General features: G+C 68.1%; 29 protein-coding genes and 1 tRNA gene. 15 read left to right on the top strand and 15 right to left on the bottom strand.

Translation table 11 applies throughout. The annotated features are described in order from the left end of the window. Positions 1-26 precede the first annotated feature (26 nt). Positions 27-1187: a CU044_5270 family protein gene (locus AB0H88_RS45265; protein WP_357655232.1), complete on the bottom strand. Its 1161-nt coding sequence runs from the start codon at positions 1185-1187 to the stop codon at positions 27-29. Continuing rightward, positions 1184-1681, bottom strand: a complete 498-nt coding sequence (locus tag AB0H88_RS45270) for a SigE family RNA polymerase sigma factor (protein ID WP_357655235.1) — start codon at positions 1679-1681, stop codon at positions 1184-1186. Before AB0H88_RS45270 ends, AB0H88_RS45265 begins: the two co-directional genes overlap by 4 nt. Before the next feature lie 210 nt (positions 1682-1891). Here AB0H88_RS45270 and AB0H88_RS45275 point away from each other — a divergent pair, with 210 nt between their 5' ends. Continuing rightward, the gene (locus tag AB0H88_RS45275; protein ID WP_357655236.1) at positions 1892-2221 is read left to right on the top strand and encodes a hypothetical protein; all 330 of its coding nucleotides are present in this window, start codon (positions 1892-1894) and stop codon (positions 2219-2221) included. 289 nt (positions 2222-2510) lie between these two features. Further along, positions 2511-2975 carry a PASTA domain-containing protein gene (locus AB0H88_RS45280; RefSeq protein WP_357655238.1) on the top strand — a complete coding sequence of 155 codons (465 nt, stop codon included), beginning with the start codon at positions 2511-2513 and terminating at the stop codon, positions 2973-2975. A 129-nt stretch (positions 2976-3104) separates the two neighbouring features. Here the strand turns inward: AB0H88_RS45280 and AB0H88_RS45285 are convergent. The 4 genes from AB0H88_RS45285 to AB0H88_RS45300 all read right to left on the bottom strand — a co-directional run bounded on the left by AB0H88_RS45285 (position 3105) and on the right by AB0H88_RS45300 (position 4660). Beyond that, positions 3105-3194, bottom strand: a tRNA-Ser gene (locus AB0H88_RS45285). Between the two features lie 10 nt (positions 3195-3204). Next, a complete protein-coding gene (tadA, locus tag AB0H88_RS45290; RefSeq protein WP_357655240.1) occupies positions 3205-3660 on the bottom strand; it encodes a tRNA adenosine(34) deaminase TadA in 456 nt (151 codons plus the stop codon). Further along, positions 3657-4133: a tRNA adenosine deaminase-associated protein gene (locus AB0H88_RS45295; protein WP_357655243.1), complete on the bottom strand. Its 477-nt coding sequence runs from the start codon at positions 4131-4133 to the stop codon at positions 3657-3659. The genes tadA and AB0H88_RS45295 overlap by 4 nt, the downstream gene beginning before the upstream one ends. Positions 4134-4150: 17 nt before the next feature. Beyond that, positions 4151-4660, bottom strand: coding sequence for a tRNA adenosine deaminase-associated protein (locus tag AB0H88_RS45300; protein ID WP_357655246.1), 510 nt, complete (start codon positions 4658-4660; stop codon positions 4151-4153). Between the two features lie 140 nt (positions 4661-4800). Between AB0H88_RS45300 and upp the strand changes: the two genes are divergently transcribed. The 5 genes from upp (at position 4801) to AB0H88_RS45325 (ending at position 8792) form a co-directional block, all read left to right on the top strand. Further along, entirely contained in the window at positions 4801-5439 is a 639-nt protein-coding gene (gene upp, locus AB0H88_RS45305) for a uracil phosphoribosyltransferase (RefSeq protein ID WP_357655249.1), read from the top strand. A gap of 128 nt (positions 5440-5567) precedes the next feature. Beyond that, positions 5568-5792: a hypothetical protein gene (locus tag AB0H88_RS45310; protein ID WP_357655252.1), complete on the top strand. Its 225-nt coding sequence runs from the start codon at positions 5568-5570 to the stop codon at positions 5790-5792. 252 nt (positions 5793-6044) lie between these two features. Further along, positions 6045-6575 (top strand): PH domain-containing protein, encoded by a 531-nt coding sequence (locus AB0H88_RS45315; protein ID WP_225300974.1) that lies wholly within the window; start codon positions 6045-6047, stop codon positions 6573-6575. Positions 6576-6671: 96 nt separating this feature from the next. After that, on the top strand, positions 6672-8015 hold the full coding sequence (locus AB0H88_RS45320) for a helix-turn-helix transcriptional regulator (RefSeq protein WP_357655254.1): 1344 nt from the start codon (positions 6672-6674) through the stop codon (positions 8013-8015). Positions 8016-8114: 99 nt separating this feature from the next. After that, positions 8115-8792, top strand: coding sequence for a FadR/GntR family transcriptional regulator (locus tag AB0H88_RS45325; RefSeq protein WP_357655257.1), 678 nt, complete (start codon positions 8115-8117; stop codon positions 8790-8792). 70 nt (positions 8793-8862) lie between these two features. On the opposite strand, the gene dnaN is transcribed toward AB0H88_RS45325, so the two are convergent. From dnaN to AB0H88_RS45340, 3 genes are all read right to left on the bottom strand, one after another. Then, entirely contained in the window at positions 8863-9960 is a 1098-nt protein-coding gene (gene dnaN, locus AB0H88_RS45330) for a DNA polymerase III subunit beta (protein WP_357655259.1), read from the bottom strand. Between the two features lie 62 nt (positions 9961-10022). Further along, complete coding sequence (locus AB0H88_RS45335; RefSeq protein WP_225300970.1) at positions 10023-10673, bottom strand: response regulator transcription factor; 651 nt, start codon at positions 10671-10673, stop codon at positions 10023-10025. After that, positions 10670-12103: a histidine kinase gene (locus AB0H88_RS45340; protein WP_357655263.1), complete on the bottom strand. Its 1434-nt coding sequence runs from the start codon at positions 12101-12103 to the stop codon at positions 10670-10672. The genes AB0H88_RS45335 and AB0H88_RS45340 overlap by 4 nt, the downstream gene beginning before the upstream one ends. 109 nt (positions 12104-12212) lie before the next feature. Between AB0H88_RS45340 and AB0H88_RS45345 the strand changes: the two genes are divergently transcribed. Next, entirely contained in the window at positions 12213-13118 is a 906-nt protein-coding gene (locus AB0H88_RS45345; RefSeq protein ID WP_357655266.1) for an ABC transporter ATP-binding protein, read from the top strand. Next, positions 13115-13849 carry an ABC transporter permease gene (locus tag AB0H88_RS45350; RefSeq protein ID WP_357655268.1) on the top strand — a complete coding sequence of 245 codons (735 nt, stop codon included), beginning with the start codon at positions 13115-13117 and terminating at the stop codon, positions 13847-13849. Before AB0H88_RS45345 ends, AB0H88_RS45350 begins: the two co-directional genes overlap by 4 nt. A 65-nt stretch (positions 13850-13914) precedes the next feature. Here AB0H88_RS45350 and AB0H88_RS45355 read toward each other — a convergent pair whose 3' ends face one another. Next, positions 13915-14844, bottom strand: a complete 930-nt coding sequence (locus AB0H88_RS45355; RefSeq protein WP_357655271.1) for an SMP-30/gluconolactonase/LRE family protein — start codon at positions 14842-14844, stop codon at positions 13915-13917. Positions 14845-14863: 19 nt separating this feature from the next. On the opposite strand from AB0H88_RS45355, the gene AB0H88_RS45360 reads away from it, so the two are divergent. Genes AB0H88_RS45360 through soxR form a run of 3 tightly spaced genes read left to right on the top strand, consistent with a single transcriptional unit; the run spans position 14864 to position 16541 of the window. Then, positions 14864-15301 carry an Lrp/AsnC family transcriptional regulator gene (locus tag AB0H88_RS45360; RefSeq protein WP_225300965.1) on the top strand — a complete coding sequence of 146 codons (438 nt, stop codon included), beginning with the start codon at positions 14864-14866 and terminating at the stop codon, positions 15299-15301. Positions 15302-15310: 9 nt separating this feature from the next. Further along, positions 15311-16030, top strand: a complete 720-nt coding sequence (locus AB0H88_RS45365; protein WP_357655274.1) for a metallophosphoesterase — start codon at positions 15311-15313, stop codon at positions 16028-16030. A gap of 10 nt (positions 16031-16040) precedes the next feature. Then, positions 16041-16541, top strand: coding sequence for a redox-sensitive transcriptional activator SoxR (gene soxR / locus AB0H88_RS45370; RefSeq protein WP_357655277.1), 501 nt, complete (start codon positions 16041-16043; stop codon positions 16539-16541). Here soxR and AB0H88_RS45375 read toward each other — a convergent pair. Beyond that, complete coding sequence (locus AB0H88_RS45375) at positions 16538-16984, bottom strand: universal stress protein (RefSeq protein WP_357655279.1); 447 nt, start codon at positions 16982-16984, stop codon at positions 16538-16540. The two genes, soxR and AB0H88_RS45375, sit on opposite strands and share 4 nt — an antisense overlap. Before the next feature lie 146 nt (positions 16985-17130). On the opposite strand from AB0H88_RS45375, the gene AB0H88_RS45380 reads away from it, so the two are divergent. After that, on the top strand, positions 17131-17934 hold the full coding sequence (locus AB0H88_RS45380) for a phosphotransferase (protein ID WP_357655281.1): 804 nt from the start codon (positions 17131-17133) through the stop codon (positions 17932-17934). A 260-nt stretch (positions 17935-18194) separates the two neighbouring features. On the opposite strand, the gene AB0H88_RS45385 is transcribed toward AB0H88_RS45380, so the two are convergent. From AB0H88_RS45385 to dnaB, 4 genes are all read right to left on the bottom strand, one after another. Further along, positions 18195-19007: a class I SAM-dependent methyltransferase gene (locus tag AB0H88_RS45385; RefSeq protein WP_357655284.1), complete on the bottom strand. Its 813-nt coding sequence runs from the start codon at positions 19005-19007 to the stop codon at positions 18195-18197. An 11-nt stretch (positions 19008-19018) separates the two neighbouring features. Continuing rightward, positions 19019-19474, bottom strand: a complete 456-nt coding sequence (locus AB0H88_RS45390) for a transcriptional regulator (protein WP_357655286.1) — start codon at positions 19472-19474, stop codon at positions 19019-19021. A 32-nt stretch (positions 19475-19506) separates the two neighbouring features. After that, positions 19507-20427 carry an alpha/beta fold hydrolase gene (locus AB0H88_RS45395; RefSeq protein WP_357655288.1) on the bottom strand — a complete coding sequence of 307 codons (921 nt, stop codon included), beginning with the start codon at positions 20425-20427 and terminating at the stop codon, positions 19507-19509. Positions 20428-21031: 604 nt separating this feature from the next. Then, positions 21032-22387: a replicative DNA helicase gene (dnaB, locus tag AB0H88_RS45400; RefSeq protein WP_357655291.1), complete on the bottom strand. Its 1356-nt coding sequence runs from the start codon at positions 22385-22387 to the stop codon at positions 21032-21034. A gap of 282 nt (positions 22388-22669) precedes the next feature. Between dnaB and AB0H88_RS45405 the strand changes: the two genes are divergently transcribed. After that, the gene (locus AB0H88_RS45405; protein ID WP_357655293.1) at positions 22670-23971 is read left to right on the top strand and encodes an MATE family efflux transporter; all 1302 of its coding nucleotides are present in this window, start codon (positions 22670-22672) and stop codon (positions 23969-23971) included. A 62-nt stretch (positions 23972-24033) separates the two neighbouring features. Continuing rightward, the gene (locus tag AB0H88_RS45410) at positions 24034-25515 is read left to right on the top strand and encodes an amino acid permease (RefSeq protein WP_357655295.1); all 1482 of its coding nucleotides are present in this window, start codon (positions 24034-24036) and stop codon (positions 25513-25515) included. Positions 25516-25763 lie beyond the last annotated feature (248 nt).

A 25763-nucleotide genomic window follows, 5' to 3' on the forward strand; every position in this document is an offset into this window, starting at 1 on the left:
CGTTCGGGCCCGCGCCTCGGACGGGGTCAGCTTTGCGGGCGCTCACCCAAGGCCTCGGCCCAGCCCATGTCCTCGTAGGTGACCTGCAGTGTCGGCGCTGATTGCCCTTGTTCGCGGAACTCGTAGGAGAGCAGTTCGGCCGTGGCGTCGTCCACGATCAGTCGAGCCTCGCCCGACCCGTCCCCATTCCCCGCTATGGTCCACGCCAGGGCAACGCCGGTGCGCCCCAGCGAATCGGTGACCTCTCCCAGCGACTTGATCGCGGGCTGTTCGGCAAGCAGCCGGTAGAGGGCGGAGCGGGTTCCGGGGCTGATCGGACCGGACAGCAGGTCCTGCGCCGCCGACCACACGTAGTCGGTGAACTCTGGCTTGGCGGGCCACCAGTCGCTTGCGGACTCCTCGTCGAACAGCCGCCGTACCTGGCTCTCCAGTTCGTCCTTGCTGGTCGGCAGCTTGAGCAGTTGCCGAACTGTGAAGTCGTGGTTGCCGATCTGAAAGTGGAGTTCCATGTCGTAGTCGTTGGTCGACGGCTTCTCTTCGGTCAGAGCGGGCGAGCCCAGTTGCTTCCACTTCGCCTCGTCCGCCGAGGAAGCGAAAGCGACCTTCGGGTCCTGATCCGTCACGGTTCGGCTGGGCGCGCCCTTTTTGCCCGCGTACCAGCTGTCCTGGGTACTCGCCACGGTTGCCGAGAAGGGGATCTTCTGCCGCTGCGGCTTGTCGAATTTCTGCTGCGGCTTCTTGAATTTCTTCACATACTGCGCCGGCCGGGAGGTGCGTTGACGGGTGTACCAGTAGGGGCCCGACGTGGCCGGCTCGCGGGCGGCGGTCTCGGCTGCGGCCAGCAGGACGGACCGGGCGTCCAGAGATCGTGTACGGGGGTAATGCGAAGGCCGTGAACCGTCTCCGGAGAGCGGCGCACTGGCAATCGATGGCGTGGTGGCCGGGACGGCTCCGCCGCTGCCCAGAACCACGACGACGGCTGCCGAAGCAAGGGCCGTTCCGGCGACGGCGCCCACCATGGCACGGATCCGCCTGGCCCGGCGTCCCCGGCGTACCAGAGCCGCAACCGGCGCGGGCGAGGCCGGTTCACGATGGGCGAGGGTCCGCAAGGCCTGCGCGAACTGTCCCTGATCGTCCCGTCCCTGGTTGTCCTGTCCCTGATCGTCCCGTCCATGAATGTCGTTCATCGCACTGCCTCCTGGTTGTCACGCAGAGCAGTGCGCAGCCGCGCCATCGCTCTGGAGTGCTGACTCTTGACTGTGCCGACCGTGCAGCCGAGGGCCGCCGCAACCGCCTTCTCCGTCAAGTCCTCGTAGTGCCGGAGCACGACGATGGCGCGCTGCCTGCGCGGCAGGGAGAGCAGCGCGCGGCGTAAATCCTCGTGCGGCTCGTACGGCCCGGACCGAGGATCGGCGTGATCAGGCGGCTCGGCAGTGGGCAGTTCCCGTTGACGCCGCCGCCACCAGCTGACGTTCCCATTGATCAGCATGCGTCGCAGATAGGCATGCGGGTCGGTGGGGCCTACACGTCGCCACCGCACGTACAACCGCACCAGGCAGTCCTGGAGCAGTTCCTCGCCCCGGTGGCGGTCGCCGGTGAGCAGGACGGCCACGGCCATGTGCCTGTTCCAGGCCGCCTCGGCGAAGGCGGCGTACGCGGCGTCTTCCGTTGGGTCACTCACATGGCCTCAACGCGGAGGTGCCGGAGAAAGGTTGGCAGAAAGCCAGGATCGTTTCCGCGCTCTCGCACCGGCCGCGGCCAAGCACGGCCTCACGGGCGATGAGGCGGAAAGCTCGCGGAGCCTGGCGGCCGTACGGTAGACCGGCCCTGCCTAGGAAGCTCGACAAATTCTCAACACATCCTCAACCCTCGTAGGCCTACATTTCCGGACATGAGATCCATAGGAAAGATCGCCACGCTGGCCGTGGCGGCCGCGCTCACCTCCGGCGCGCTGGTCTCCTCAGCGCACGCCACCAGCGCCACCGAAGGCGCCACCAAGGCCTCGGCCGCTCGCTGGCACTGCGACGTCCAGGCGAAGTGGGCGGTCAAGGTGCACAAGCGCCAGAGCTTCAGCTCCGGCTACCGGGTGGTCAAGAAGGGCACCAAGCTCCAGGGCTACTGCTGGGACAACAAGCCAGCCTGGAACTGGACCGAAGTGTGGAACCTGCACGGCGGGGGACACGGGTACGTCTGGCACACCGGGCTCAAGATGGTCCGCTAGCCGTACACAGCGGCCCGGTTGTGACCGAAATCGTCACCCTCACACCCTGATACCGAACAAGCACCGGCGCTGTTGCCCTGCGGCGCGAAGACAGCAAAGATCAGCAACTCATGTCCGATCACGCCCGGGAGCGGCAATGCGGGGGATCAGGCCCCTTGTTCTCAGCCTGTTGATAGTGCCCGTGCTCGGCTTGGCGGCCTGCTCGGGCGGGGGCGAGGACAGCGCCTCCACCGGAGCGAGCGGTGGGAGCGGCGCAGGATCGCAACGTCCGTCACCTGCGTTGCCCTCCTTGAAAGGAAAGACACTCGACGCCGTCAGCGGCGAGTTGGGGCGCTCCTGGCCCGCCTACACCACCGCGTACAGGGCCCTGCCGGACGGTCACCTGTTCGATGGTGAGTCCTACTCCGGCACCTGGACCGTCTGCACGCAGGTCGAGGACTCTCAGGCGAAGAAGGTGGAGTTCGGTCTCCTGCCCCCGCAGGTGCCCTGCCCGCCCGACGGCCGCGTCACCCGCTGGCCCGTCGTGCCGGACTTCGTCGGCAAGACCGGCAACGAGGCCGAACAGGCCGCCTTGCGGCTCGGCTTCCCGTACGTCAGCAGCCAGCCCGTCGTGACCGAGGGATACGACGACAATTCGCACCTCGAACGCACCGTCTGCACCCAGGACCCGCCCGCCGGCCAGAGCATGCGCCAGCACTACGGCACGTCGCTGGACCTGCGAGTCGCCGACAGCAGGGGGTCATGCACCCCGTAGTCGCCCCTTTTCGTACACCCCGTACGCCCAGCTCAGCGGTCTAACGCAACGGCGTTGCCCCAAAATGCCCATGATCTTGGCAAACGAAAGGCCTCCGACCTGTCAGTGCAGATCGAAGGCCCAACTTAGTGGCGGTGGTGGTGGGATTTGAACCCACGGATGAGTTGCCCCATCACACGCTTTCGAGGCGTGCGCCCTCGGCCACTAGGCGACACCACCGTCGACGAGCTTACCGGATCCGCCGAGTGCCGAAGAACTCCTTTAGTACCGCAGCGCACTCCGCGCCCAGCACACCCATGACGACCTCGGGGCGGTGGTTGAGCCTGCGGTCACGGACCACGTCCCACAGTGATCCCACGGCCCCGGCCTTCTCGTCGACGGCCCCGTACACGATGCGGTCGACCCGGGCCAGCACCGCGGCCCCCGCGCACATCGTGCACGGCTCCAGCGTGACCACGAGCGTGCAGCCGCTCAGCCGCCACCCCCCGAGCGACCGGGCGGCCTGCTGGAGTGCCAGAACCTCCGCGTGGGCGGTCGGATCGGCGGAGGACTCGCGGGAGTTGCCGGCGGACGCGAGCACCTCGCCTCGCGGGCCGAGCACGACCGCGCCGACGGGAACCTCGCCACGGGCGCCGGCCGCGGCGGCCTCGGACAGGGCCAGGCGCATCGCGTTGGCGTGGTTCACCGCAACCGGTCGAGCTCGTCGGCGAAGGACAGCCGCTCGGCGATCACCGAAAGGATGTCGGCCGGCAGCACGCCCTCTTCCATGCTCAGCTCCAGCAGCTCTTCCGAGCTCACGCCCAGGTCGCTGAGCAGTTCGAAGTCGCCGGAGGGCTTGACGCCCAGCCCGTGGCCGTTCTTGTCGGGCGCCACCCCGGCGAACTCCGCGAACAGCTCGCCGAGCGTGTCCGACATGATGGCGTGCGCGTCGGAGAGGAACACCCGGGGCTCGTCGTCACCGCGGTAGCGGACGATGGCGAACCACTCGTCCTCCACCTCGACGCAGAGCAGGGCGAGCTCGTCACCGGACAGGCCGAGGGCCTCGGTCACCGCGTCGCCGAAGTCGTCGACGATCTCGGCGTCACCGAGATCGACCTCGGCGCCGCTCCAACCGCCGGAGATCTTGACGAAGGCCGCAGAGAAGGTGTTGGACGCCATGTCCGTTGCTCCAGGGGTCAGCCGAAGACCGATTCGATGGCCCGCTCGAACGGCTCGGAGAAGCCGAGTCGCGCGGCGATGCTGGAGAGTACGTCTTCCGGGAGGAGTTCGATGTCGCCGGAGAGTATGCCCAGCTCCATCTCGTCGAGTCCCAGGTCCGCGAAGATGGACAGATCGCCTGCCGGAAGCACCGTGTCCTCGTCCTGGAGGATCTCGTCGAGCTCCTCCTCGTCCGGGATCGGCACGTCGAGGTAGTCGAGGACCTGCTCGGCCAGCGGGAAGTCCCAGGACGCGGCGATGTCGGACAGGAACACATCCACGCGATCACCCAGGACGCGCAGCGCCACGAAGAACTCGTCGCCCACGGCGACCAGGCCGATCGTGCCACTCTCGCTCGGCTGCTGGCGCAGCGCCTTGATCAGCCCATGCAGATCGGACGTCAGCGCGACCGGCAGCAGGCCGGCGTCCCAGCACTCGTCCTCGCGATAGACCACGATGGCGAAGTCGAGCGCATCTTCTTCTGTCATCGTCCACCCCACGACGTGGTCACTACGGGATCCAATCGTTCCAGACCCGGCCACCCCCCGTGGGCTGCTCCGACCAAATTGTGATCAAAACCCATGACGCGACGTGCCGGTTCGTTGCACACAAGATAGCGTTGTCCCTTATGGAAACCCTCGTCGTCGACCATCCTCTCGTAGCGCACAAGCTCACCACGCTGCGCGATGTCCGGACGGACTCGCCGACGTTCCGCCGGCTCGCGGACGAGCTGGTGACCCTGCTGGCCTACGAGGCGACGCGCGATGTACGGGTCGTGGACGTGAGCGTGCGGACTCCGGTCGCCGAGGCTCATGGCGTGCGGATGGCCAAGCCCTACCCGCTGGTCGTGCCGATCCTGCGGGCGGGTCTCGGCATGCTCGACGGCATGACCAGGCTGCTGCCCACGGCCGAGGTCGGTTTCCTGGGCATGATCCGCAACGAGTCGACGCTGCAGGCCGAGACCTACGCCACCCGGCTGCCCGACGACCTGTCCGGGCGCCAGTGCTACGTGGTCGACCCCATGCTGGCCACCGGCGGCACGCTGGCCGCGGCCGTGCGCTTCCTGTTCGACCGCGGGGCGGTGGACGTCACGGCGATCTGCCTGCTCGCGGCCCCCGAAGGACTGGCGTACATGGACAAGGTGTTCGCCAACTCCGGCAAGCCGATCCGCGTCGTGACCGCCGCCCTCGACGAGCGGCTGAACGAGAGCGGTTACATCGTTCCAGGCCTGGGCGACGCCGGAGATCGTTTGTACGGGGTGGTCTGACTCGTCACGCTGCGCACTCACTTCGTTACATAATGTTGTCACGTGGGTATGAGGTGAGAGGAAGGCAACTTCCGCACGCGCGTGGGGGGAGCAGCGATGAGCGTTTTTCCGGCTACCGAGGTGTTGTCGTGAGCGACCACACCGAGGCGGAGCCAAGTCCGTACGCGGACGTGGAGACGGCACTCCGCGAGGAGTTCGCCGGCATTCACTCCGCGATCACCGTAACGCGCTGCGTCGAAGCGGCGCACTACGGCGCGCTGGAGGTCACGGGCTACGCCCATCCGAGTCTCGTCGAGCGGATCGCGCGCAAGCACCTTCACGTCCTGGCTCTCGTGGCCAGCGAGCGTGGCTAAGCAAGATCAAAACTATCCCGTCAAGTTACCTTTACCCCGGCATTGGGGTGGGTAATGTAGAGAGCGGGTGGAGTAGGTAAGTGGTACGGAGGCGACAGTGCAGGTCAAAAAGGTCCTCACATACGGTGGTATGGCTTTTGTGGCGTACTACCTGTTCGCGCGACCAACGGACGCCGCTACCGCGGTCAGAGGAGTGTTCGACAACGTGATCAACGCGGCCGACTCACTGGCCCAATTTGTGAACAACCTCGCATGAGACTTGTGACCCACGGGGACTCTGCTCCGGCGTCGGTCAACCGCTACCTACTCCCCCACGAACAACAGGTCATCATGGTACGGCGTCACCCAGCCGTGCTGCTTCGCCCGGTCGCCGAGGTCTTCGGCGGCCTGATCATCGCCGGACTGCTCAGCAAGATTTTCGGCGGCGAGGGGAGCAGCACGGCCCTCGTCGTCGTCTGGTGGCTCTGGCTTCTGCTCTTGATCCGCTTTGTATGGAAAGTCGCGGAGTGGTCGGTCGACTACTTTGTGGTTACCTCAAAGCGGATGTTGCTCACCACGGGCCTGATCACGCGCAAAGTCGCAATGATGCCCTTGGGCAAGGTCACCGACATGAGCTTCCAGCGATCTCTCCTTGGGCGCATGCTCGGCTACGGTGAGTTCATCCTTGAATCCGCTGGTCAGGATCAGGCACTGTCAACAGTCGAGTACATTCCGTATCCGGAGACTCTGTACCTCGAAGTGTGCCAGATGCTTTTTCCCAGCAAGGACGACAGCGACGATTAATCCTGCCGTGGGGAATTCTTCACGTGGGGATACCCGATTGCGCCACTTCATGCAATCATTGCGGAGTGTTGACCCTTCCCCGCCTTGAGAGATGAGATGCCGAGTCAGGGAACCATCGGTGACCGCGTCCGAGGACTGCGGCTAAACAGGCGGATGTCACAGGCCCAACTGGCCGGACCCGACCTATCTGACAGTTATGTCTCGCTCATCGAGTCGGGTAAGCGGACTCCGACTCCGGTTGTAGCAAGACTCCTGGCCGAGCGCCTGGGGTGCACCACCGAGTTCCTCCTGCATGGGATCGAACCTCGGCAGCGCATCGATACCGAGCTCGGCCTGCGCCACGCTGAGCTGGAACTACAGCATGGCGACCCCGTCGTCGCGGCCGACCGCTTCACGGAGATCGTGAAAGCGGCCGACGAGGAGAACGCGCTGCTGACCGCGCACGCTCGCCTCGGCAGGGCCCGCGCCCTCGAAGCGCAGGGACGGCTCGGCCAGGCGGTCGAGGCGTTCGAGCGGCTGCGCAGGGAGGCGGCGGCCCATCCTGAGCGGCTGGCCGACCTGCCGCTCACCGTCGCGCTGAGCCGCTGCTACCAGCGGGCGGGCGACCGCCTGCGAGCCCGCGACCTGGCCGTGCACGCACTGGAGCAGGCGGAGCGGCTGGCGGTCGCGCAAGGCGAGATCGCCATCGACCTGGCCGCCGCGCTGGTAGAGGTGCGCAGCGGGCGCGAGGGCGACTCTCCCGAGCTCGGCTTCGTCCGGCGGGTGCTCGACGCCAGCGGCGTGCCTGAGATTGTGGACCGTTCCGCTGAGATCCACGCCCTCTGGCAGGCCAGTGTGGCCGCAGCCGGTGGCGAGGACTCCGCGCTGGCCGTACGCCTGGCCGACGACGCGATCATGGCAGGCCGACCGGCCAGGCTCACGCTGCAGCTGGCCCGGGTGGCCATGCACTGGGCCAGGCTCGACTCCTCGCCGATCGCCGAGGCCGACCAGTGGGGCGAAGCGGCGACTCGCGTGTTCGCGAGCACCGCGGGCAGCGCGCAGGAGCACGGCGAGAGCCTCATCGCGCACGCCAGGGTAAAGCTGCGGGCGCGCGATGCCGTGCGAGCGGGCGAGCTGGCCACCTCGGCGCTCGACCTGGTGCACGACGCTCCGGGCACGGCACCGGCCGAGGCCCACCTCGTGCTCGCCACCGTCGCGCTCGCCCTGGACGCCGACACGTCGAGACATCTCGGCGAGGCCCGGCAGCTGCTCGAGACGCTCAACCGTCCGGTGTTCGGCTCCGACAGGCAGGCCGCACGCTGCTGGCGAGAGCTGGGCGACCTCTACGGCGGCTCCGGGGACAAGGCCCAGCAGACCAGCGCCTATCGCAGGGCGTTGGAGGCCGCCGGAGTCCATTCCGCACTGGCAGGGGTGAAGATCGACGTTTCAGTGAACCGCTAGCCCTCCGGGAGCTCCAGATTTGGTTTTTGAGTCTGGAATAATTAGGGTCTACCAGTCATTGACTCATGGGATGACTGGCACCCCCGGAGGAGGCGGACTGTGAGTCTGCGTACGGCTCAGCGAGCTTCGCTCGTCGACCAGGTGATCGATCAGCTCAAGGAGCAGATCACCTCAGGGTTGTGGCAGATGAACGGCAAGATCCCAACTGAGACGGTGCTCGCTGAGCAGCTCGGAGTGGGACGCAACACCGTTCGCGAAGCCGTACGCGCGCTTACACACGCCGGGCTGCTGGAGTGCCGCCAGGGTGACGGGACCTATGTCCGCGCCACCAGCGAGCTCTCCGGCGCCATGCTGAGGCGCCTGCGCCAGGCCGAGCAGCTGGAGATCCTCGAGGTGCGCCGCGCACTGGAGGTCGAATCTGCTCGCCTGGCCGCCACCAGACGCACCGACGAGGACATCCTGCGCATCGAGGCCGCCCTGGCTGAGCGCGACCGCGCCTGGGAGCTGGACGACCCGGAAGCCTTCGTCGAGGCCGACCTGGCCTTCCACATGTCCGTGGCGCATGCCACGCACAACCTCGTGCTGATCGACCTCTATGAGGACTTCTCGGCGGCGCTGCGGGCCAGCATCACGGCCGCGGGCACGTCGCTGAACAAGAGCTACATCCCCCACGACGCCATCGCGCGCGCCATCTCCTCGGGCGACGCCACCGCCGCCGAGCGCGCCGGGCATGCCTGCATGGAGCACATCCTCATCGCACTCACCGAGGGCGAATAACCATCACTGTGGGCGAATAAACCTCACCAACGGCGAACAGCCCTCACCAAGGGCGCATGACCCGAAAGGGTCACCCGAGGCGCAGCGACATCACCAAGTAGCGGAAGCCGGGCTGCCCGTCACCAGGAACGTCCTGGATCAGGGCGGCCCTCGTCGGTGACTCCATGTTGAGGCGGGCCAGGTCGGTCTCTATACCGGTCAGGCCGTCGAGGAGGAACTGCGACTGGAAGGCGATCTGGATGTCGTCGCCGCGCAGCTCGCACTCGACCACCTCGGAGCCGCGGCCGATGTCGCCGCCGCCGGCCTGGATGCGTACGTGCCCCTGGCTGAACGACAGCCGGATCGCGGTGTTGCGCTCGGCCACCAGCGCCACCCGCTTGATGGCGCTGACGAACGCCGTGACCGGCACGTCGGCCCTGATCGACCAGTCGGCGGTCAGCCTGGTGCGGTAGTCGATGAACTGCTCGTCGAGCAGGCGGACCGTGGTGCTGCGGCCGACGCTCTCGAAGCCCGCCACGCCGTCGCCCAGCGCCACCGCCACCTCGCCGCCGCGCAGCGTCTTGGCCACGTCGACCAGCACGCGGGCGGGCACCATGGCGGACACCGCGACGTCGGGCGTGGCCGGGCGCCAGGTGAGGTCGCGGGCGGCGATGCGGTAGCGGTCGGTGGCCGCCATCGTGACCGATTCGCCCTCGATGTCGACCCTGATGCCGGTGAGCATCGGCAGCGTGTCGTCACGGCTGGAGGCGGGCGCGACCTGGCCCACGGCCGAGGCGAAGACGCCGCCGCCGATGGCGCCGATGCTCGGCGGCATCGTCGGCAAGGTCGGGAAGTCTTCGACGGGCATCGTGATCAGGCCGAACTCGGCGCTGCCACAGGTCAGGACCGCCTCCTGCCCCTCGGTGACGATCTCGACGTCCTCGGCGGGCAGGCTGCGGCTGATCTCCGCGAGCAGGCGGCCGGGGATGAGCACCCTGCCCTGCTCGGCCACGTCGGCCTCGATCCTGGCCTGAGCCGAGACGTCGTAGTCGAACGCGGACAGGCTCAGCTCCTCGTCGGCCCCCAGCAGCAGGCCCGAGAGCACGGGCACCACAGGGCGGCTTGGCAGCACCCTGGCGGCCCATGCCACCGCGTCTGCCAGAACATCGCGGTTTACCCGGATTTTCACCTGACCCACCCTTTCGTGTTGCTGCCTCCTATGAAAGGTAGCCGGTGTCACCGACAATGCGGCTATCTGCTGTTGAGGTAGGCGAGCACCGCCAGGACCCGGCGATTGTCGTCGTCAGAAGGCGCCAGACCCAGCTTGGCGAAGATGCCGGCCGTGTGCTTGGCCACCGCGCTCTCGCTGAGGTAGAGCCGCTGGGAGATGGCGGCGTTGGAGCGCCCTTCGGCCATCGCCTCCAGCACCTCCCGCTCGCGTGGTGTGAGGGCGGCCAGCGGCTCGTTCCTGGCGTTGCTGGCCAGCAGCTTGGCGATCACGTCAGGGTCCATCGCGGTGCCGCCCTGGGCGACCCGGCGTACGGCGTCGATGAACTGCTCGGCGTTGAACACCCGGTCCTTGAGCAGGTAGCCGATCGCGCCGGACCCGTCGGCGAGCAGCTCGCGCGCGTACAGCTGCTCGACGTGCTGCGACAGCACCAGGATCGGCAGGCCGGGCACCTGCTGACGGGCGGCCAGCGCGGCCTGCAGGCCCTCGTCGGTGAAGGTGGGCGGCAACCGTACGTCCACGATCGAGACGTCGGGGCGCAGCTCGATCAGCCCCTTGAGCAGTTCGGGACCGCTCTCCACGGCGGCCACGACCGTGAAGCCGTGCGCCTGGAGCAGGTGGACCAGGCCGTCCCTGAGCAGGTAGAGGTCTTCGGCGACGAGAACGCGGTTCATCTGCTGAACCATAGACGGCGAGGTGTCGCCTCCGCCCACCAGCGATCCCTGTTGTGGCAGACCGGGAGCAGGGTGGCCGTCAGGTACATGGCGCAGCCAAGCGCGATCATGAACAGGATGACCGGCCACTGCCACGGCTCGGGCATGTACAGCGCGAGGAACCAGGCCTTCTCCTCGAAGCCGATGGCCTTGAAGATGCCCGCCACGATGCCCTGGGGGAACAGCGGGCACCAGGCGGTCAGCCAGAGCGTGACCACCAGGACGCCCTTCCAGCGCGGCAGCTTGGGCAGGTTGCCCGCCCAGTGGTACGGCAAAACCTTGGGCATGTTCATGGTCACCGTGGTCGGCCCCCCGGGCGGGCTGTTCACCGCGAGCACCCCGTCGAAGGCCGCCAGCCGCCGCTCTATGCCCATGAGGCCGCTGCCCTTGGCGGGGTCGGCGCCGCCCATGCCGTCGTCGATCACAGAAATCCGCAGGTCGGAGCCGTTGCCGCTGAGGTCGACGGTGGCCGTGGCGGCCCCGCCGTGCCTGGCGGCGTTGGACAGCAGCTCGCTGATCGCGAAGTAGGCGGCGGCCTCCACCGGCGGCTCCGGGCGGTGCGGCAGATCGACGTCCACGTTCACCCGGAGCGGGCTGTCGATGGCCAGGGCGCGCACGGCGTCGGCGAGCCCGCGTTCGGCCAGCACCGGCGGGTGGATGCCGCGGATGACCGTACGCAGCTCGGTCAGCGTCTCCGAGGACGCCTCCTTGGCCTTGGACAGCAGCGCCTTGGCCGCCGCCGGGTCGGTGTCGACGAGCTGTTCGACGGCGCCGAGCGTCATGCCGATCGCCACCAGCCGCGCCTGCGTGCCGTCATGCAGGTCGCGCTCGATCCTGCGCATCTCCGCGGACTGGGTGTCGGCCGCCAGGTTGCGTACCCGCTGAAGATGGCTGACCTGCCCCGCCAGGCGGCTCGCCGCCGTCGCGGACAGCACCAGCTCGCACCACATGCCATAGACGCGCAGCCCGCGGTCGGGCAGCAGCAGGAACAGCGGCAGCAGGCCCAGCTTGACCACCGGGTCCAGGACCAGCCAGACGCAGTCGCGCCAGGTCGCCGGGTCGGTTACCAGCCACTTCCACCTGTCGTTCCAGGCCGGCACCCGCGGCGACTTGTACAGCGTGCGGTGCGAGCGGTACATCCCGTCGGCCTGCCGCTGCGGGGGCGGCGGCTTGGGCAGGTACGGCGAGTCGATCCGGATCCCCAGCCACTCCCCGACCAGCCGTCTCCTGTGCTCCGCCACCTGCCTGGCCAGCCGCACCTGCAGCGGGAGGAGGGGGACCACGCCGAGGCCGAAGGTCAGGACGAGCAGGCTGAAGGAGACGACGGCGGCGGGCACCTCGACGAGGATCAGCGCCAGCAACGCCGCGACCTGGACGTACCTTCTCAGCATGCTTCCAGTGTGCGCGATCAGCGGCATCGCGCATATTGCACCTAGATACACCTTTGCCGGGTACCCAGCCCGATTCTCCGTGAGAGCCGGAATTCCTAGCGTCTAAGGCATGAAAGTCATCGAGGTCAGGAACCTCCACAAGCGGTACCCGAACCACGTGGCGGTGGATGACGTGTCGTTCGAGGTTTCGGAAGGCGAGATCTTCGGCATCCTCGGCCCGAACGGCGCCGGCAAGACCACGACCGTCGAGTGCGTCGCGGGGTTGCGCACTCCCGATCGTGGCACCGTACGCGTGACCGGGATCGACCCCCACCAGGACAGGGACGCGTTACGGCGGGTACTCGGCGCGCAGCTGCAGAGTGCCGAACTGCCGGAGAAGATCAAGGTGTGGGAGGCGCTGGACCTCTACGCCTCCTTCTATCCGGATCCGGCTGACTGGTCCGAGCTGATCGAGCGCGTCGGGCTCGGCGGCAAGCGGGAGGAGCGCTTCGGCAAACTCTCCGGCGGTCAGCGGCAGCGCCTGTCCATCGCGCTGGCGTTGGTGGGCCGGCCTCGTGTCGCGGTGCTCGACGAGCTCACCACCGGCCTCGACCCGCAGGCCCGCAGGGACACCTGGCAGCTGGTCGAGCAGGTACGCGACTCCGGGGTGACGATCGTGCTCGTCACCCACTTCATGGAGGAGGCCGAGCGGCTCTGCGACCGCGTCGCGCTCATCGACGCGGGCCGGGTCGTCGCCACCGACACGCCCACGGGGCTGATCGCCCAGGTGGGCGGCGCGCAGCGGCTGCGGTTCCGGCCGACCGCGCCCTTCTCCGACGACCTCCTGCTGGCCCTGCCCGAGGTGACCGAGGTCGCCAGGAGCGGCGAGCAGGTCGCGGTGACGGGCACCGGCGACCTCGCCACCTCCGTCATGCTGGCGCTCGCCCGGCATGAGGTCGTCCCCGCCGACCTGCGCATCGAGCAGGCCACGCTCGACGACGCGTTCCTCGCACTGACCGGAAGGAAACTGTCATGAGGAAGATCCTCCTCGTCGAGACCAAGCTGCATCTGCGGCAGTGGCCCACGATGGTCTTCACCCTCGGCCTGCCGCTCGCCCTGTTGCTGGCGCTCAGCGGCATCCCCGACCTGTCCAAGCCCGATCCGGCGATGGGCGGCCAGCGGATCATCGACACCCACCTGCCGGCCCAGATGACCTTGCTCGCGGTGATGACGCTCGCCTGCTCGGTGCTGCCGGCCGTCCTGGTCACCTATCGCGAGCAGGGGGTGCTCAGGCGGATGTCGACGACGCCCGTTCCGCCGGGGCGCCTGCTGGCCGCCCAGCTCATCATCAACCTGGCCATCGGCACCGTGTCGGTCGTCCTGTTGGTGGTGGTCGGGAATCTGGTGCGCGGCGTCGCGATACCCAAGCAGCTCCCCGGTTTCGCGCTGGTCTTCCTGTTCGGCTCGGCCGCGCTGCTGGCCCTGGGGCTGGTGATCGCCTCGGTCGCGCCGTCGGGGAGGGCGGCGTCGGCGATCGGGTCGGGGGTGATGTTCCCGCTGATGTTCGTGGCGGGCATGTGGATCCCGCGCGAGGTCATGCCGGACGCGCTGCGGGTGGTGAGCGACTACTCGGTGGCGGGGCCGTTCGCCCAGGCGTTGCGCGACACCTGGGCGGGCCACGCGCCGCAGCCGCTGCACCTCATCGTCATGGCGGTCGGTCTGCTGGTCTTCGGCGGCATCGCGATCCGGTTGTTCCGCTGGGAGTAGCGCCAGGACCAGGCGGGGCGGCCGTTCCGCTGGGAGCAGCGCCAGGTCGTCCGCCGGCAGCAGCGCTACGACCAGACGGGACGGGCACCCGTGACGTTCAGCATCACCGAGTAGAGCGAGGACGAGGACGCGATGAAGAGCCTGTTGCGCTTGAGGCCGCCGAACACCAGGTTGGCGACATCGTCGGGCAGGCGGAGCCGGCCGATCAGCGTCCCGTCGGGGTCATGGCAGAGCACCGCCTTGCCCGCCGCCGCCCACACCCGGCCCGTGTCGTCCAGCCGCATCCCGTCGAAGCGGTCGTCGTCGCCGCCCTGCGCGAAGACCTTGCCGCCCGAGAGGGTGCCGTTGTCGTGCACGTCGAGCACGCGTACGTGCCTGCGGCGCGTGTCGGCGATGTAGAGACGGGACTCGTCCAGCGAGAAGGCCAGGCCGTTAGGCCGGTCGAAGTCGTCGGCCACCCGGCTCACCTCGCCCGTCACCGGATCGACGCGGTAGACGTGACAGCCGTCGATCTCCGGCTCGGCCCGATAACCCTCGTAGTCGCTGTCGATGCCATAGGCGGGGTCGGTGAACCAGATGGAGCCGTCGGAGCGGACCACCACGTCGTTCGGGCTGTTGAGCCGCTTGCCCTGCCACCGGTCGGCGATCACGGTGATGGAGCCGTCGGCCTCGGTACGGGTGACCCGCCGCCGGCCCTGCTCGCACGAGATCAGGCGGCCCTGGCGGTCCAGCGTGTTGCCGTTGACGTAGCCGGCGGGCTGCCGGAACGGGCCCACGGCGCCGGTCATCTCGTCCCAGCGCAGCATCCGGTCGTTGGGGATGTCGCTCCAGACCAGGAACCGGCCCGCCGGGAAATAGACGGGCCCCTCGGCCCAGCGGGTGCCGAAGTAGAGGCGCTCGACCAGGTCGTCACCGCCGACCGTGGCAAAGCGCTCGTCCAGCACCTCTAGGTCGGTGGGGATGTGTCCATATGGTGTTTGGTGAAATGGCTGCATAGTCGAATAGCATACTGTCATGGACGAGATCGACAAGATGCTGATCGGCCTGCTTCAAGAAGACGCCACGCGGTCGTACGCGGTGCTCGGCAAGGCGGTCGGCCTGTCGGGTGGGGCGGCGCACGAGCGGGTGCGCAAGCTGCGCGAGCGTGGGGTGATCAAGCGCACCACGATCGAGGTGGACCCGGCCGCGCTCGGGCGCGAGGTCGTGGCGTACGTGCTGGTCGACGGCGGCGCCTGGATGGGGGACGCCGCCGCCCGGCTGGCGGCGATCGCGCCGGTCGAGGAGGCCCACGTCATCGCCGGGCCGGCCTCGGTGCTGCTCAAGGTCCGTACGGCCGACACCAGGGAGTTACAGCAGGTGCTGCGGCAGGTGTTCGAGGTGGACGGCGTGACCGGGACCCAGACGGTCGTCGTGCTGGAGACGTTCTTCGAGCGGCCCGTACACGTGGAATAGGGTGCTCAGGTGGCGATTTTTGCGCAGATCAGTGATACCCATATCGGTGGCTCCGACGAGAGCGTCGAGCGTACGCGGCGGGTCATGGAGCACCTGCGTACACTGCGCCTCGACGCCGTCCTGGTCACGGGTGACATCGCCGACCACGCGTTGCCGGAGGAGTACGCGATCGCGGAGGAGCTGCTCCGTGACGAGCGGCCGCTGGCCGTCTGTCCGGGCAACCACGACGCGGTGCCCGAGTTCGAGAAGCTGCTCGGCCCGGCCAACCAGGCGCTCAGACTCGACGACCTGACCATCGCCCTGGCCGATTCGAGCGTGCCCGGCCACGACCACGGCTATCTGACCGACGAGACGCTGGCCTGGCTCGACGAGGTGCTGTCGGAGCGGCCCGACGTCCCGGCGTTCGTGGGGATGCACCATCCGCCGATCGAGCTGGGCGTCCCGTACGTCGACCGGATCCGGCTGCACGAGCCGGAACGGCTGGCGGACCTGCTGTCACGGCACCCGCACGTGGCCGGGGTGCTGACCGGCCACGCGCACACCGCCGTGTCGGCCCGTTTCGCCGGGCTGCCGCTCGTCGTCGCGCCCGGCGTCATCTCCACCAGCCTGACCAGCGTGGAGACCGAAGCCGAGATCCCCATCACGTACGACCTGCCGCCCGCGTACGCGCTGCACATCTTCGACGGCCGGCAGCTGGTCACCCACTTCCGGCCGGTAATCCTCAAGTAATATTGAGGTTATGACCAAGGTGGCGTGGAACTCCAAGGAGCTGACGGTCGGCCAGCTCGCCGAGCGCAGCGGCGTGGCCGTGTCGGCGCTGCACTTCTACGAGGCCAAGGGGCTCATCGGGAGCCGCCGCACCGCCGGCAACCAGCGGCGCTACACCCGTGACACGCTGCGGCGGGTCGCGTTCGTCCGGCTGTCGCAGCGGCTGGGCATACCGCTGCGGACCATCAAGGACGCCCTCGGCGAGCTGCCCGAGGAGCGCACGCCCACCCGTGACGACTGGGCGCGGCTGTCGGCGGCCTGGCGCAGCGAGCTCGACGACCGGATCGAGCAGCTGCAGCGGCTCCGCGACGACCTCACGGAGTGCATCGGGTGCGGGTGCCTGTCGCTCGACCGGTGCGCGCTGGCCAACCCGCACGACCGGCTGGGCAACGAGGGACCAGGCGCCAGGCGCATCGACACCCGGCTCACCCCGTCCAAGGACGGCTGCTCGGCCCCACAGGCCGCCTGCTAGTGCTTGGTCGGTGGGACGATCAGGGTCGGCCGGTGGGCGTGGTGCAGCACATGGTTGGAGACGCTGCCCAGGAGCACGGAGCGCACGCCGGCCAGTCCTCGCGACCCCGTGACGACCAGCGACGCGTTGACCTCGTCCGCGACGTCCACGATCGTCCGCCAGATCGACTCGTTGTCGGCCACCGCCCGATACGTCACATCCGCGAGCCCGGCGGCGATCGCCAGCTCGGCCCCTTCCTTGGCGTACTGCTCGGCCTCGACCCGCCACTCCTCACCGGAGTCGGGGAGGACCGCGACACCGGCCAGCGGATACCTCTTGAGCTGCACGAGCAGCGGCTCCCACACGGTCACGATGAGCGTGGGCTCGGCGGCCAGGTGCTTGGCCGCGAACTCGATGGCGGCGCGCGAGTCGGCTGAGCCGTCGTAGGCGACGAGGATGGTCATGGCGTGCTTCCCTTCAGTTGAAGCTCACTCTCTCCTTGCAGCACCGCGACGATCAGCCGGGATTCCGGGAGCCGCTGTCTGTTGTGTCACACCGCTGTTGGCGACGGCTTGTGTCACAGCTGGAGAACCGGTGAAGATCGGTCTTCATGACACTCCCCCGTGTACCCCGCCTCGACATCGACGACGTCCTGCGCGAGCTCGACGTCCCCCTCGTCTATGAGGGCCCGTGCCCCGGCGGCCAGGTCGGAGCCGCGTACGTGCGCTGGCCCGACGGCCACCGGTCGGTGCTCACCCGCGGACCCGATGTCGGCGCGCTGCTGGAGGTGGCCCGGGCGGCGGGCGTCCCGGCGCCGCGGTACGAGCTGGTGCGCCCGCCGGTCGTGGTGCAGGAGCTGTTGCCGGGCTCTCCCCCGCGCGAGCCCTCCCGGGTCACCATCGAGTCGATGCTCGACGTCAACCGGCGCTGCCGTGGCCTGCTGGCCGGCCGTACGGACCTGCCCGCGTTCGCGCTCTTCCTGCGCACCGACGGGCCGGGCTTCTGCCTGCACGAGCCGCTGCGGACGTACGACAGCCGCACCCGCCGGCTGCTCGACCAGGTCGAGGAGATCGGCGCCGCCCACCCCGAGCGGCTGGACGGCGCCGACCTCGTCCACACCGACTTCCATCCCGAGAACGTGCTGGTCGACGCCTCCGGCACGGTCACCGGAGTGATCGACTGGGACGGCGCCACGCGGGGTGACGCGGACTTCGACCTCTTCACGCTGCGTTTCGACCTCACGCACCGGGCCCCGGAGCTCGCTCGGCCCCTGGACGGAATGGTGTCCGAGGAGGCGGAGCCCGCGTGCTGGGCGCACATGAGCCTGCGCATGGTCGACTGGGCGATCCGGCACTTCACCGCCACCGAGGTCACCGTCTGGCTCGACATCGCCGAACGGCTCCGTCCGTCCTGACCGGAGACGTGGTCAAGTGGCGGCGGCTGGGGCGTCAGCCTCCGCAGAAGGCGCTTGGTTGATGGCGCGCAGCTTCAGCATGCGCGGTCACGCTGCCGGTGGTCAGGCCGAGCCCTGGCCCCAGGCGGCTTCGGGTCGGCTCGTCGTGTTGGTTGCGCAGTTCGAGGCAGCGCAGGTCGGCACGGTCAACGCCGAGCACGGCAGCTGTGCTCCCGCGCCTGGCTCTTCTCGCCGTAGGAGATGGCGCGTGCTGGTGCGGGTCAGAACTGGTAGCGGAGTATGCGCGCTCCCTGCCGTGACAGGGCCGTGTTGCGGGCGGTGAGTCGGGTGAATGCGCGCAGCGGTTGCGGGAACCGCGCTACTTCAGGTGCGCGGGTCAGCATTTCCTCCTCGACCAGTTCGAGGTCGGCGTTCCAGTCCTCGGGTTCGTGTGGGTCGTCGAAGCCCTGGGCGGCCTTGATGCCGAGTGCCTTGATGGTCGGGTGGTACTTCATGGCCCAGGCGGCGAATCGCGTGTAGCCGTTGAGCGCGAGCTCGCCTGATGGGAAGTGACCGGCCAGCTCGCGGGTCATTTGCTGGAAGGAGTCGCCGGGCATGAACGGGAGTAGTCCCTCGGCGATGATCACTGCTGGGCGGTCTCCGGGGATGGTGTCCAACCAGCCGGGTTTGGTGAGGTCGGCTGCGATCAGATGGGAACGGCCGGGCAGGCACTCGGATCGGAGATCCACGACCTCCGGGAAGTCGATGTCGTACCAGTCGACGTTCGCGGGAGGATCACAGCGGGCCATCCGAGTGTCCAGGCCGCATCCCAGGTCCAGCACCACGCATTCAGGATGGGTGGCGATGTACGCGCGGACGACGTCGTCGAGCTTCTTGGCGCGCAGCGCGGTGGTGACGACCAGGTTGGGCTTGACCTTCAGCCTGCGAAAATCGTAGTCAATAGTGTCGGCCAGTTCGGCGGAGAGCGTGTCGCCAAGGATCGGGCTGGGCAGCTCGGCGTCTAGGGCCCTGGCATAGAGAGTGAGCAGCAGCGTTTCCTGGATCAGCCCGAGTTCGGGTTGCCGGCGATGCATGGGCGCTTTCCTTAACGGCGTAGTGGATGGCGGGCTGCGAGGTTTTGCAGCCAGGTCAGGGAGTCATGGGCGGCCTTGATGCGCTCGGCGCGGGGGCCCTCGCCGCCTGCGATGTCGAGCCCTTCGTCGGCGATTTCACCGAACGCGCTCAAGCTTTCGAGCTTGCGCTGGATGACCTTCTGCCAGGCGTCGTCTTCGATGCGGTAGTAGGCGGTGCGATCGCCGGGCTTTCTCACTTTCTTGACCAGTCCGATGGCCGTGAGGAACCGCATGTTCGAGGTGAGCGACGCGCGACTGGCCCCGATCACCTCAGCGATCTGACCGGCGGACTGCTCGGCCGGATCGCAGATCATCAGCCACCCGAGGATGCGCCCGGTGATGGGGGGCAGTCCCCATTCCTCGACGCAGAAGGCGGCCACTCGCTCCACCCACCGGAGCAGTCGTTCCCGCTGCAGTTGGCCGGACATGTCGCATCCTCCTTCATTGATCGCGTGCGGGCTCATGGTGTCATGGCCGTCACCGACTCGAAGGTGGGTGTCGGGGTGATGTCCGCGAGCCGGGTCCTGCGCAGGTAGAGGTCGAACCAGTCGATCGCGAGCGCCATCGCCTCCTCCAGACCCGGGCCGGTATATAGGCCGAGCACGTCGTAGGGCAGCACCTCCAGCCGCTTGGGTTCTCCAGCCTTGTCGAAGGCGCTTTGTGCCTCCTCGAGCATGTGGTAGGGGTCCCACCCGCCGTTGGCGATCATCAACAGCGGCGTCGGCGCCAGACGGTGGATGAGGTTCTCCGGCGCGAAGGTGAGCATGTGCTCGGTGGAGTCCAGGGTCTTCTCGTTGCGGTACCTGGGAAACAGCTGAGTCGACATGTCCGGGGTATCCTGCACGCTCTTGTGGTCCAGCGTCAGGTGCGGCACCCGCGCGCTCTGCCCGCCTTCGTTACGCCGCTGCCAGTCCTCGTCAAGACTGTCGCGTAGCGCGTGGACGCCGGCACGGCCCAAGAGGCGGTCCAGGTAACGCCATCCGTTCCACACGCTGGGGCTCTGCACCACGACACATTTGATGCGCCGATCGAGCACGGCAGCCTGGGCCGCCACCGAGCCGCCGATGCTGACCCCCCACACGCCGATGCGCTCCGGCTGCACCTCTGGGCGTGTTCGCAGGTAGGAGACGGCGCTGCGGAAGTCCTCCACCTGCCGTTCCGGATAGTCCTGGCCCCGTGGTTCGCCGTCGCTGGCACCCACCGTGCGGTAGTCGATGGCCAACACCGCGAACCCGGCCTTGACGAAGTACGGCGCGAAGAATGCCAGGGCCTCCTTGACCATGACCCCGCTGTGTCCGAGCACCAAGCCGGGGACTGGACCGCTGACCTCGGGGAGGTACAGATCGCCCGCGCAGCGGGTTCCGAGGCTGTTGAAGTTCACGCATTCCATGGTTGGCCCGGCCTATTCTCCAAGTTGCTAGTCATTTCAATTATGACTGAAATAGCTAGCACCGTCAACGCCCCCTGCTGGCCGGTACTACTGCGAGGAGGCGAACTCTTGTTGCTCAGACGGTGCGGCGGGAGGGCAGCACCTCGGAGATGCCGGGTGATCTGAGGGGGATCCCCACTTCGCCGCGTTTCGAGCGAGTGTCGATTGCCTCACGCGGGTCTCGTCGGCTGGATCCGCCAGTGTTGGGCCTGCTCGACGTACTCGCGGGCGAACCAGTTGCGATGGGCCTTCCCATGCATGGATCGAACACGGCGCCACGGCACCGACTCCGCGACATCGGCCCACCTAAGCACGGACTCGTCTGCGTACCGGACGAACGCCATGGGAACTTCGCGACCGCGACGCTCCGCCCACGTCTTGTCCCGCCACATCCGGAGCGTAGGGATCCGCGACACTTCCGCCCCAGGAATCACGAAGATCCCGTAAGTCCGACATCGCAGAGCGTTACCAACGCTCAGGTCACACGGATTTGCTCGGACCGTGCTCATGATCGGGGAGATTGCTCACGGAATCGTGGACCCTAAAGATGCCGGCCCTAGTGCTGGGCCATGTCGACGAAGCGGCTGTAGTGGCCCTGGAAGGCGACAGTGACGGTGGCTGTTGGCCCATTTCGATGCTTGGCAACGATAAGGTCCGCCTCACCCGCCCTGGGCGACTCACGCTCGTACGCATCCTCGCGATGGAGCAAAATGACCATATCCGCATCTTGCTCAATACTTCCAGATTCGCGCAGGTCACTGACCGCGGGACGCTTGTCCGTGCGCTGCTCGGGGCCTCGGTTGAGCTGGGAGATCGCGATGACCGGCACCTCCAGCTCCTTGGCCAGCAGCTTGATAGCACGGGAGATCTCCGAGACCTCGTTCTGGCGGCTCTCGGTCTTCTTCGGCGAGCTCATCAGCTGGAGATAGTCGATGACCACGAAGCGCAGGTCGTTGCGCTGTTTCAGGCGCCGGCACTTGGCCCGGATCTCCATCATCGACATGTTGGGCGAGTCGTCGATGAACAGCGGCGCCTCGGCCACCTCGCTCATCCGCCGGGCCAGCCTGGTCCAGTCGTCGTCGCCCATCGTGCCCGACCGCATGGCGTGCAGCGCCACCCGTGCCTCGGCCGACAGCAGACGCATCGTGATCTCGTTGCGCGACATTTCCAGCGAGAAGATGACGGTGGTCATCCCATGCTTGATAGCCGCAGAACGGGCGAAATCTAGACCTAGGGTGCTTTTCCCGATGGCCGGGCGGGCGGCGACGACGATCATCTGGCCCGGGTGCAGGCCGTTGGTGAGCTGGTCGAGGTCCACGAAGCCGGTCGGCACGCCGACCATCTGGCCGCTGCGGCTGCCGATGGCCTCCAGCTCGTCGAGGGCGCCCGGCATGATGTCGGCCAGCGGCGCGTAGTCCTCGGACGTGCGCCGCTCGGTGACCTTGTAGATCTCCGCCTGCGCGCGGTCGACCAGGTCGTCGACCTCTTCGTTCTGGCCGCCGTAGCCGAAGGAGACGATGCGCGTGCCGGCCTCGATGAGGCGGCGGAGAATGGCCTGCTCGCGGACGATCTTCGCGTAGTAGCCGGCGTTGGCCGCGGTGGGGACGACGGCCGTCAGCGTGTGGAGGTAGGCGGCACCCCCGACCCGGGCCATCTCGCCGCGCTTCTGCAGATCGTCGAAGACGGTGACCGCGTCGGCGGGCTCACCCCGGCCGTAGAGGTCGGTGATGACGTCATAGATCATCTGGTGGGCGGGCCGGTAGAAGTCGTCGGAGCGGATGAGCTCCACCACGTCGGCGATCGCGTCCTTGGACAGCAGCATGCCGCCCAGCACCGACTGCTCCGCCTCGATGTTGCTGGGCGGCGTGCGCTCGAAACCCGGGCCTCCGCCGCCCTCTTCGTCAATACTCACCGCGCCCCCTCAACACCTTGCAGGCGGTCGCACCACCCCCACTTGTAGTCGACCGGTCTGACAGTTTCGCGGGTTCGCGGTGAGACGGCAACGCGGCCTGTGGACAACCCTGTGGTCAAGCTGTGCACTATTCGGCTCAGGGTGTGAAACAACTGTGGACAGAGCTGTGGATAACTCTGTCCACAATCCACAGCACCCCTTCTGACCTGGCGAAACTTTGTCCACCGGCTGTGGAGGAAAGAAAGTTGGCCCGACACGCCGTGTAATGGCCATAATGGGTAGATGCCCATTACGCTGCAGGACCGGGAGATTCTGCGCCTGGCCGTGCCCGCGTTCGGCGCGCTGGTCGCCGAGCCGCTCTTCCTGCTCGCCGACTATGCCATCGTGGGACACGGGCTGGGCACCACCGCCTTGGGCGCCCTGGGCGTCGCGGGCACGATCCTGGCCACGGTGGTGAACCTCTGCGTCTTCCTCGCGTACGGCACGACGGCGTCCGTCGCCCGCCAGAGCGGCGCGGGCAATCACGCCACGGCGATGCGCAGCGGTGTGGACGGCATCTGGCTCGCGCTGGCCATCGGCGCCGCCCTCATCGCGATCTGCTGGCCGCTCGCCCCGTCGATCGTCGGACTGTTCGGGGCGGTGCCGGAGCAGGCCGGGCAGGCCACGACATACCTGCGCATCTCCCTGCTCGGCGCGCCCGGCATGCTGGTCGTGCTGGCCGGGACGGGCGTGCTGCGCGGCCTGCAGGACACGGTCACGCCGCTGACCGTGGCGGTGGGCTCATTCGCGCTCAACGCCGGGCTGAACGCGTGGTTCGTGCTCGGACTGCACTGGGGCATCGCGGGCTCGGCCTGGGGCACCGTGCTGGCTCAGACGCTGGGTGCGGCCGTCTACCTCGTCGTGGTGGCCAGGGGCGCACTGCGGCTCGGCATACCGCTCACGCCACACCCTGCGGGCGTCAAGCAGGCAGGTACGGCCGGCGTCGCGCTGCTCATCAGGACCCTCTGCCTACGCGTCGTGCTGGTCGCGGCGACCGTGGTGGCCACCAGGATGGGCCAGGCCCAGCTGGCCGCGTACGCCATCGCCACCCAGGTCTGGACACTGCTGGCCTTCGCCCTGGACGCCATCGCCATCGCCGGCCAGGCCATCACCGGCCGTACGCTCGGCGCCGGCGACGTGGCCGCCACCAGGGCCGCCACCCGGCGCATGGTGCAATGGGGCCTCTGGTCCGGGTTCGTGCTCGGCGTGCTCGTCGTCGCGGCCCGGCCGCTGCTGCCCGGCCTGTTCGACGCCGATCCACAGGTGACCGAGCAGCTGCTGGCCGTGCTCTGGCCGGTGGCGCTGTTCCAGCCGATCTGCGGCGTGGTGTTCGTGCTCGACGGGGTGCTGATCGGCGCGGGTGACCAGCGTTACCTCGCGTGGGCGGCCCTGTGGACGACGCTGGCGTACCTGCCCTGCGCCTTTCTCGCCTCGGGGTTCGGCATCGTCGCACTTTGGTGCGCGCTCGGAGCGTGGATGATCGCACGTTTGATCACGCTGGGACAGCGGGCGCTCGGCACGGCATGGCTGGTGACCGGGGCGTAATCGTCCCGTGCTTGCTGTTACGCGTGTGGTGCGACACTGTGGGCGGGTTCCCTGAGCGGGGTGTGCCTTTGTCGACAATCCTCCGGCGACTGCCGCCCGACGCGGCGACCGGGTTACGCACAGGCGCGCGCCACAGCCTCGCCGAGCTCTACCGGCCCGCTGATCTGGTCGTGCTCGGGCTCGGCGTGATGATCGGCGCGGGCATCTTCAGCATCGCCGGGCAGCAGGCCGCGACCATGGCGGGCCCCGGAGTGATCCTGTCGTTCATGATCGCCGGGATCGCCTGCCTGCTGGCCTGCCTGTGTTACGCCGAGCTGTCGTCCACGATGCCGACGTCGGGCAGCGCCTACACCTTCACCTACGTCATCTTCGGCGAGGTATGGGCGTGGATCATCGGCTGGGCGCTGATCCTGGAGCTGGAACTGGCCGTCGCCGTGGTGGCCAGGGCCTGGGCCCTGATCACGGTCCGGGCGATCACCGGGTTCGGGGTGCGCCTGCCGTACCAGAACGTGGTCGAGGACGTGTTCGTCCTGTTCATCCTGGTGGTGCTGACGAGCGTCGTGGCGCTCAACGCGCGGGTCGGGCTGCGGGCGCTGTGGGTGATGGTGGCGGCCAAGCTGCTGGCCATCGGGGCGGTCATCGTCGTCGGGGCGCGCTACGTCAAAGTGGCCAACTTCGGCGACCTCTACACCGAGCCGAAGCCCCCGGCCACCCCGGCGGCGACCGTGCTCGACATGATCGTGGGGCAGAGCCACGCGTTCGGCTGGTTCGGCGTGTTCGCGGCGGCCTCGGCCATCGCGTTCGCGTACATCGGCTTCGACGTCGTCGCCACCGCCGCCGAGGAGACCGTGAACGCCTCCAGGGCCATCCCCAAGGGCATGATCCGCAGCCTGGTGATCGCCACGATCATCTACCTCGCGGTGGCCGTGGTCATGGTCGGCATGATCCCCTACACCGGCATCTCCCCCGACTCACCGCTGTCCAGCGCGTTCCGCGTGGTGGGTGTCGACTGGATGGCGCATGTCATCGACATCGGCGGGGTGCTCGGGCTGACCACGGTCATCCTGGTGCTGATCGTGGGGCAGACGCGCGTACTGTTCTCGATCGCCCGCGACGGCCTGATGCCGCGCCGTCTGGCCACGATCAGCCGCAGGTATCACACCCCCACGCGGGTGACGCTGCTCATCGGAGTGGTCGCGATCCTGCTGGCCGAGCTCGTGCCGGTGTTCACGCTGCAGCAGCTGGTGGTGATCGGGACGCTGTTCGCGTTCATGTTCGTCGCGGCGGGCGTGATCGTCATGCGGCGCCGGATGCCGCACCTGGACCGCGGCTTCCGGGTCCCGCTCTCGCCGCTCCTGCCCGCGCTGTCCCTGGTGGCGACGCTCTGGCTGATGGTGAACCTGCAGGTGCTCACCTGGGCGTGGTTCGCCCTGTGGATGGCCTTCGGCCTGCTCGTCTACCTCGGGTACGGCCGACGCCACAGCCTGCTGGCCCAGCCTGAGCTGCCCTCGCTGAACCACTCCGGAGGCCGTCATAGGCGTTGAGAGCCCTGCCTGGGTGGGTTCGTCGCGACCGTCCCCATCCCTGTGACGGTCGGTGGTGGCTGGTGTCCCTTGGGAGGGATACCCCCTTCGGGGGGGTGGATGAAGACGGTCCGTCGCGGCTGGGAGGCCCCTTCGGGGGAAGCGGACGAAAACGGCCCGTCGTGGTGGGGATTCCCCCTGGGAGGCCCCTTCGGGGGGAGCGGACGAAAACGGCCCGTCGTGGTTGAGGTCCTGAGGGACCCCCTCCG

The organism is Nonomuraea sp. NPDC050680, assembly GCF_040654555.1.
Classification (GTDB): domain Bacteria; phylum Actinomycetota; class Actinomycetes; order Streptosporangiales; family Streptosporangiaceae; genus Nonomuraea.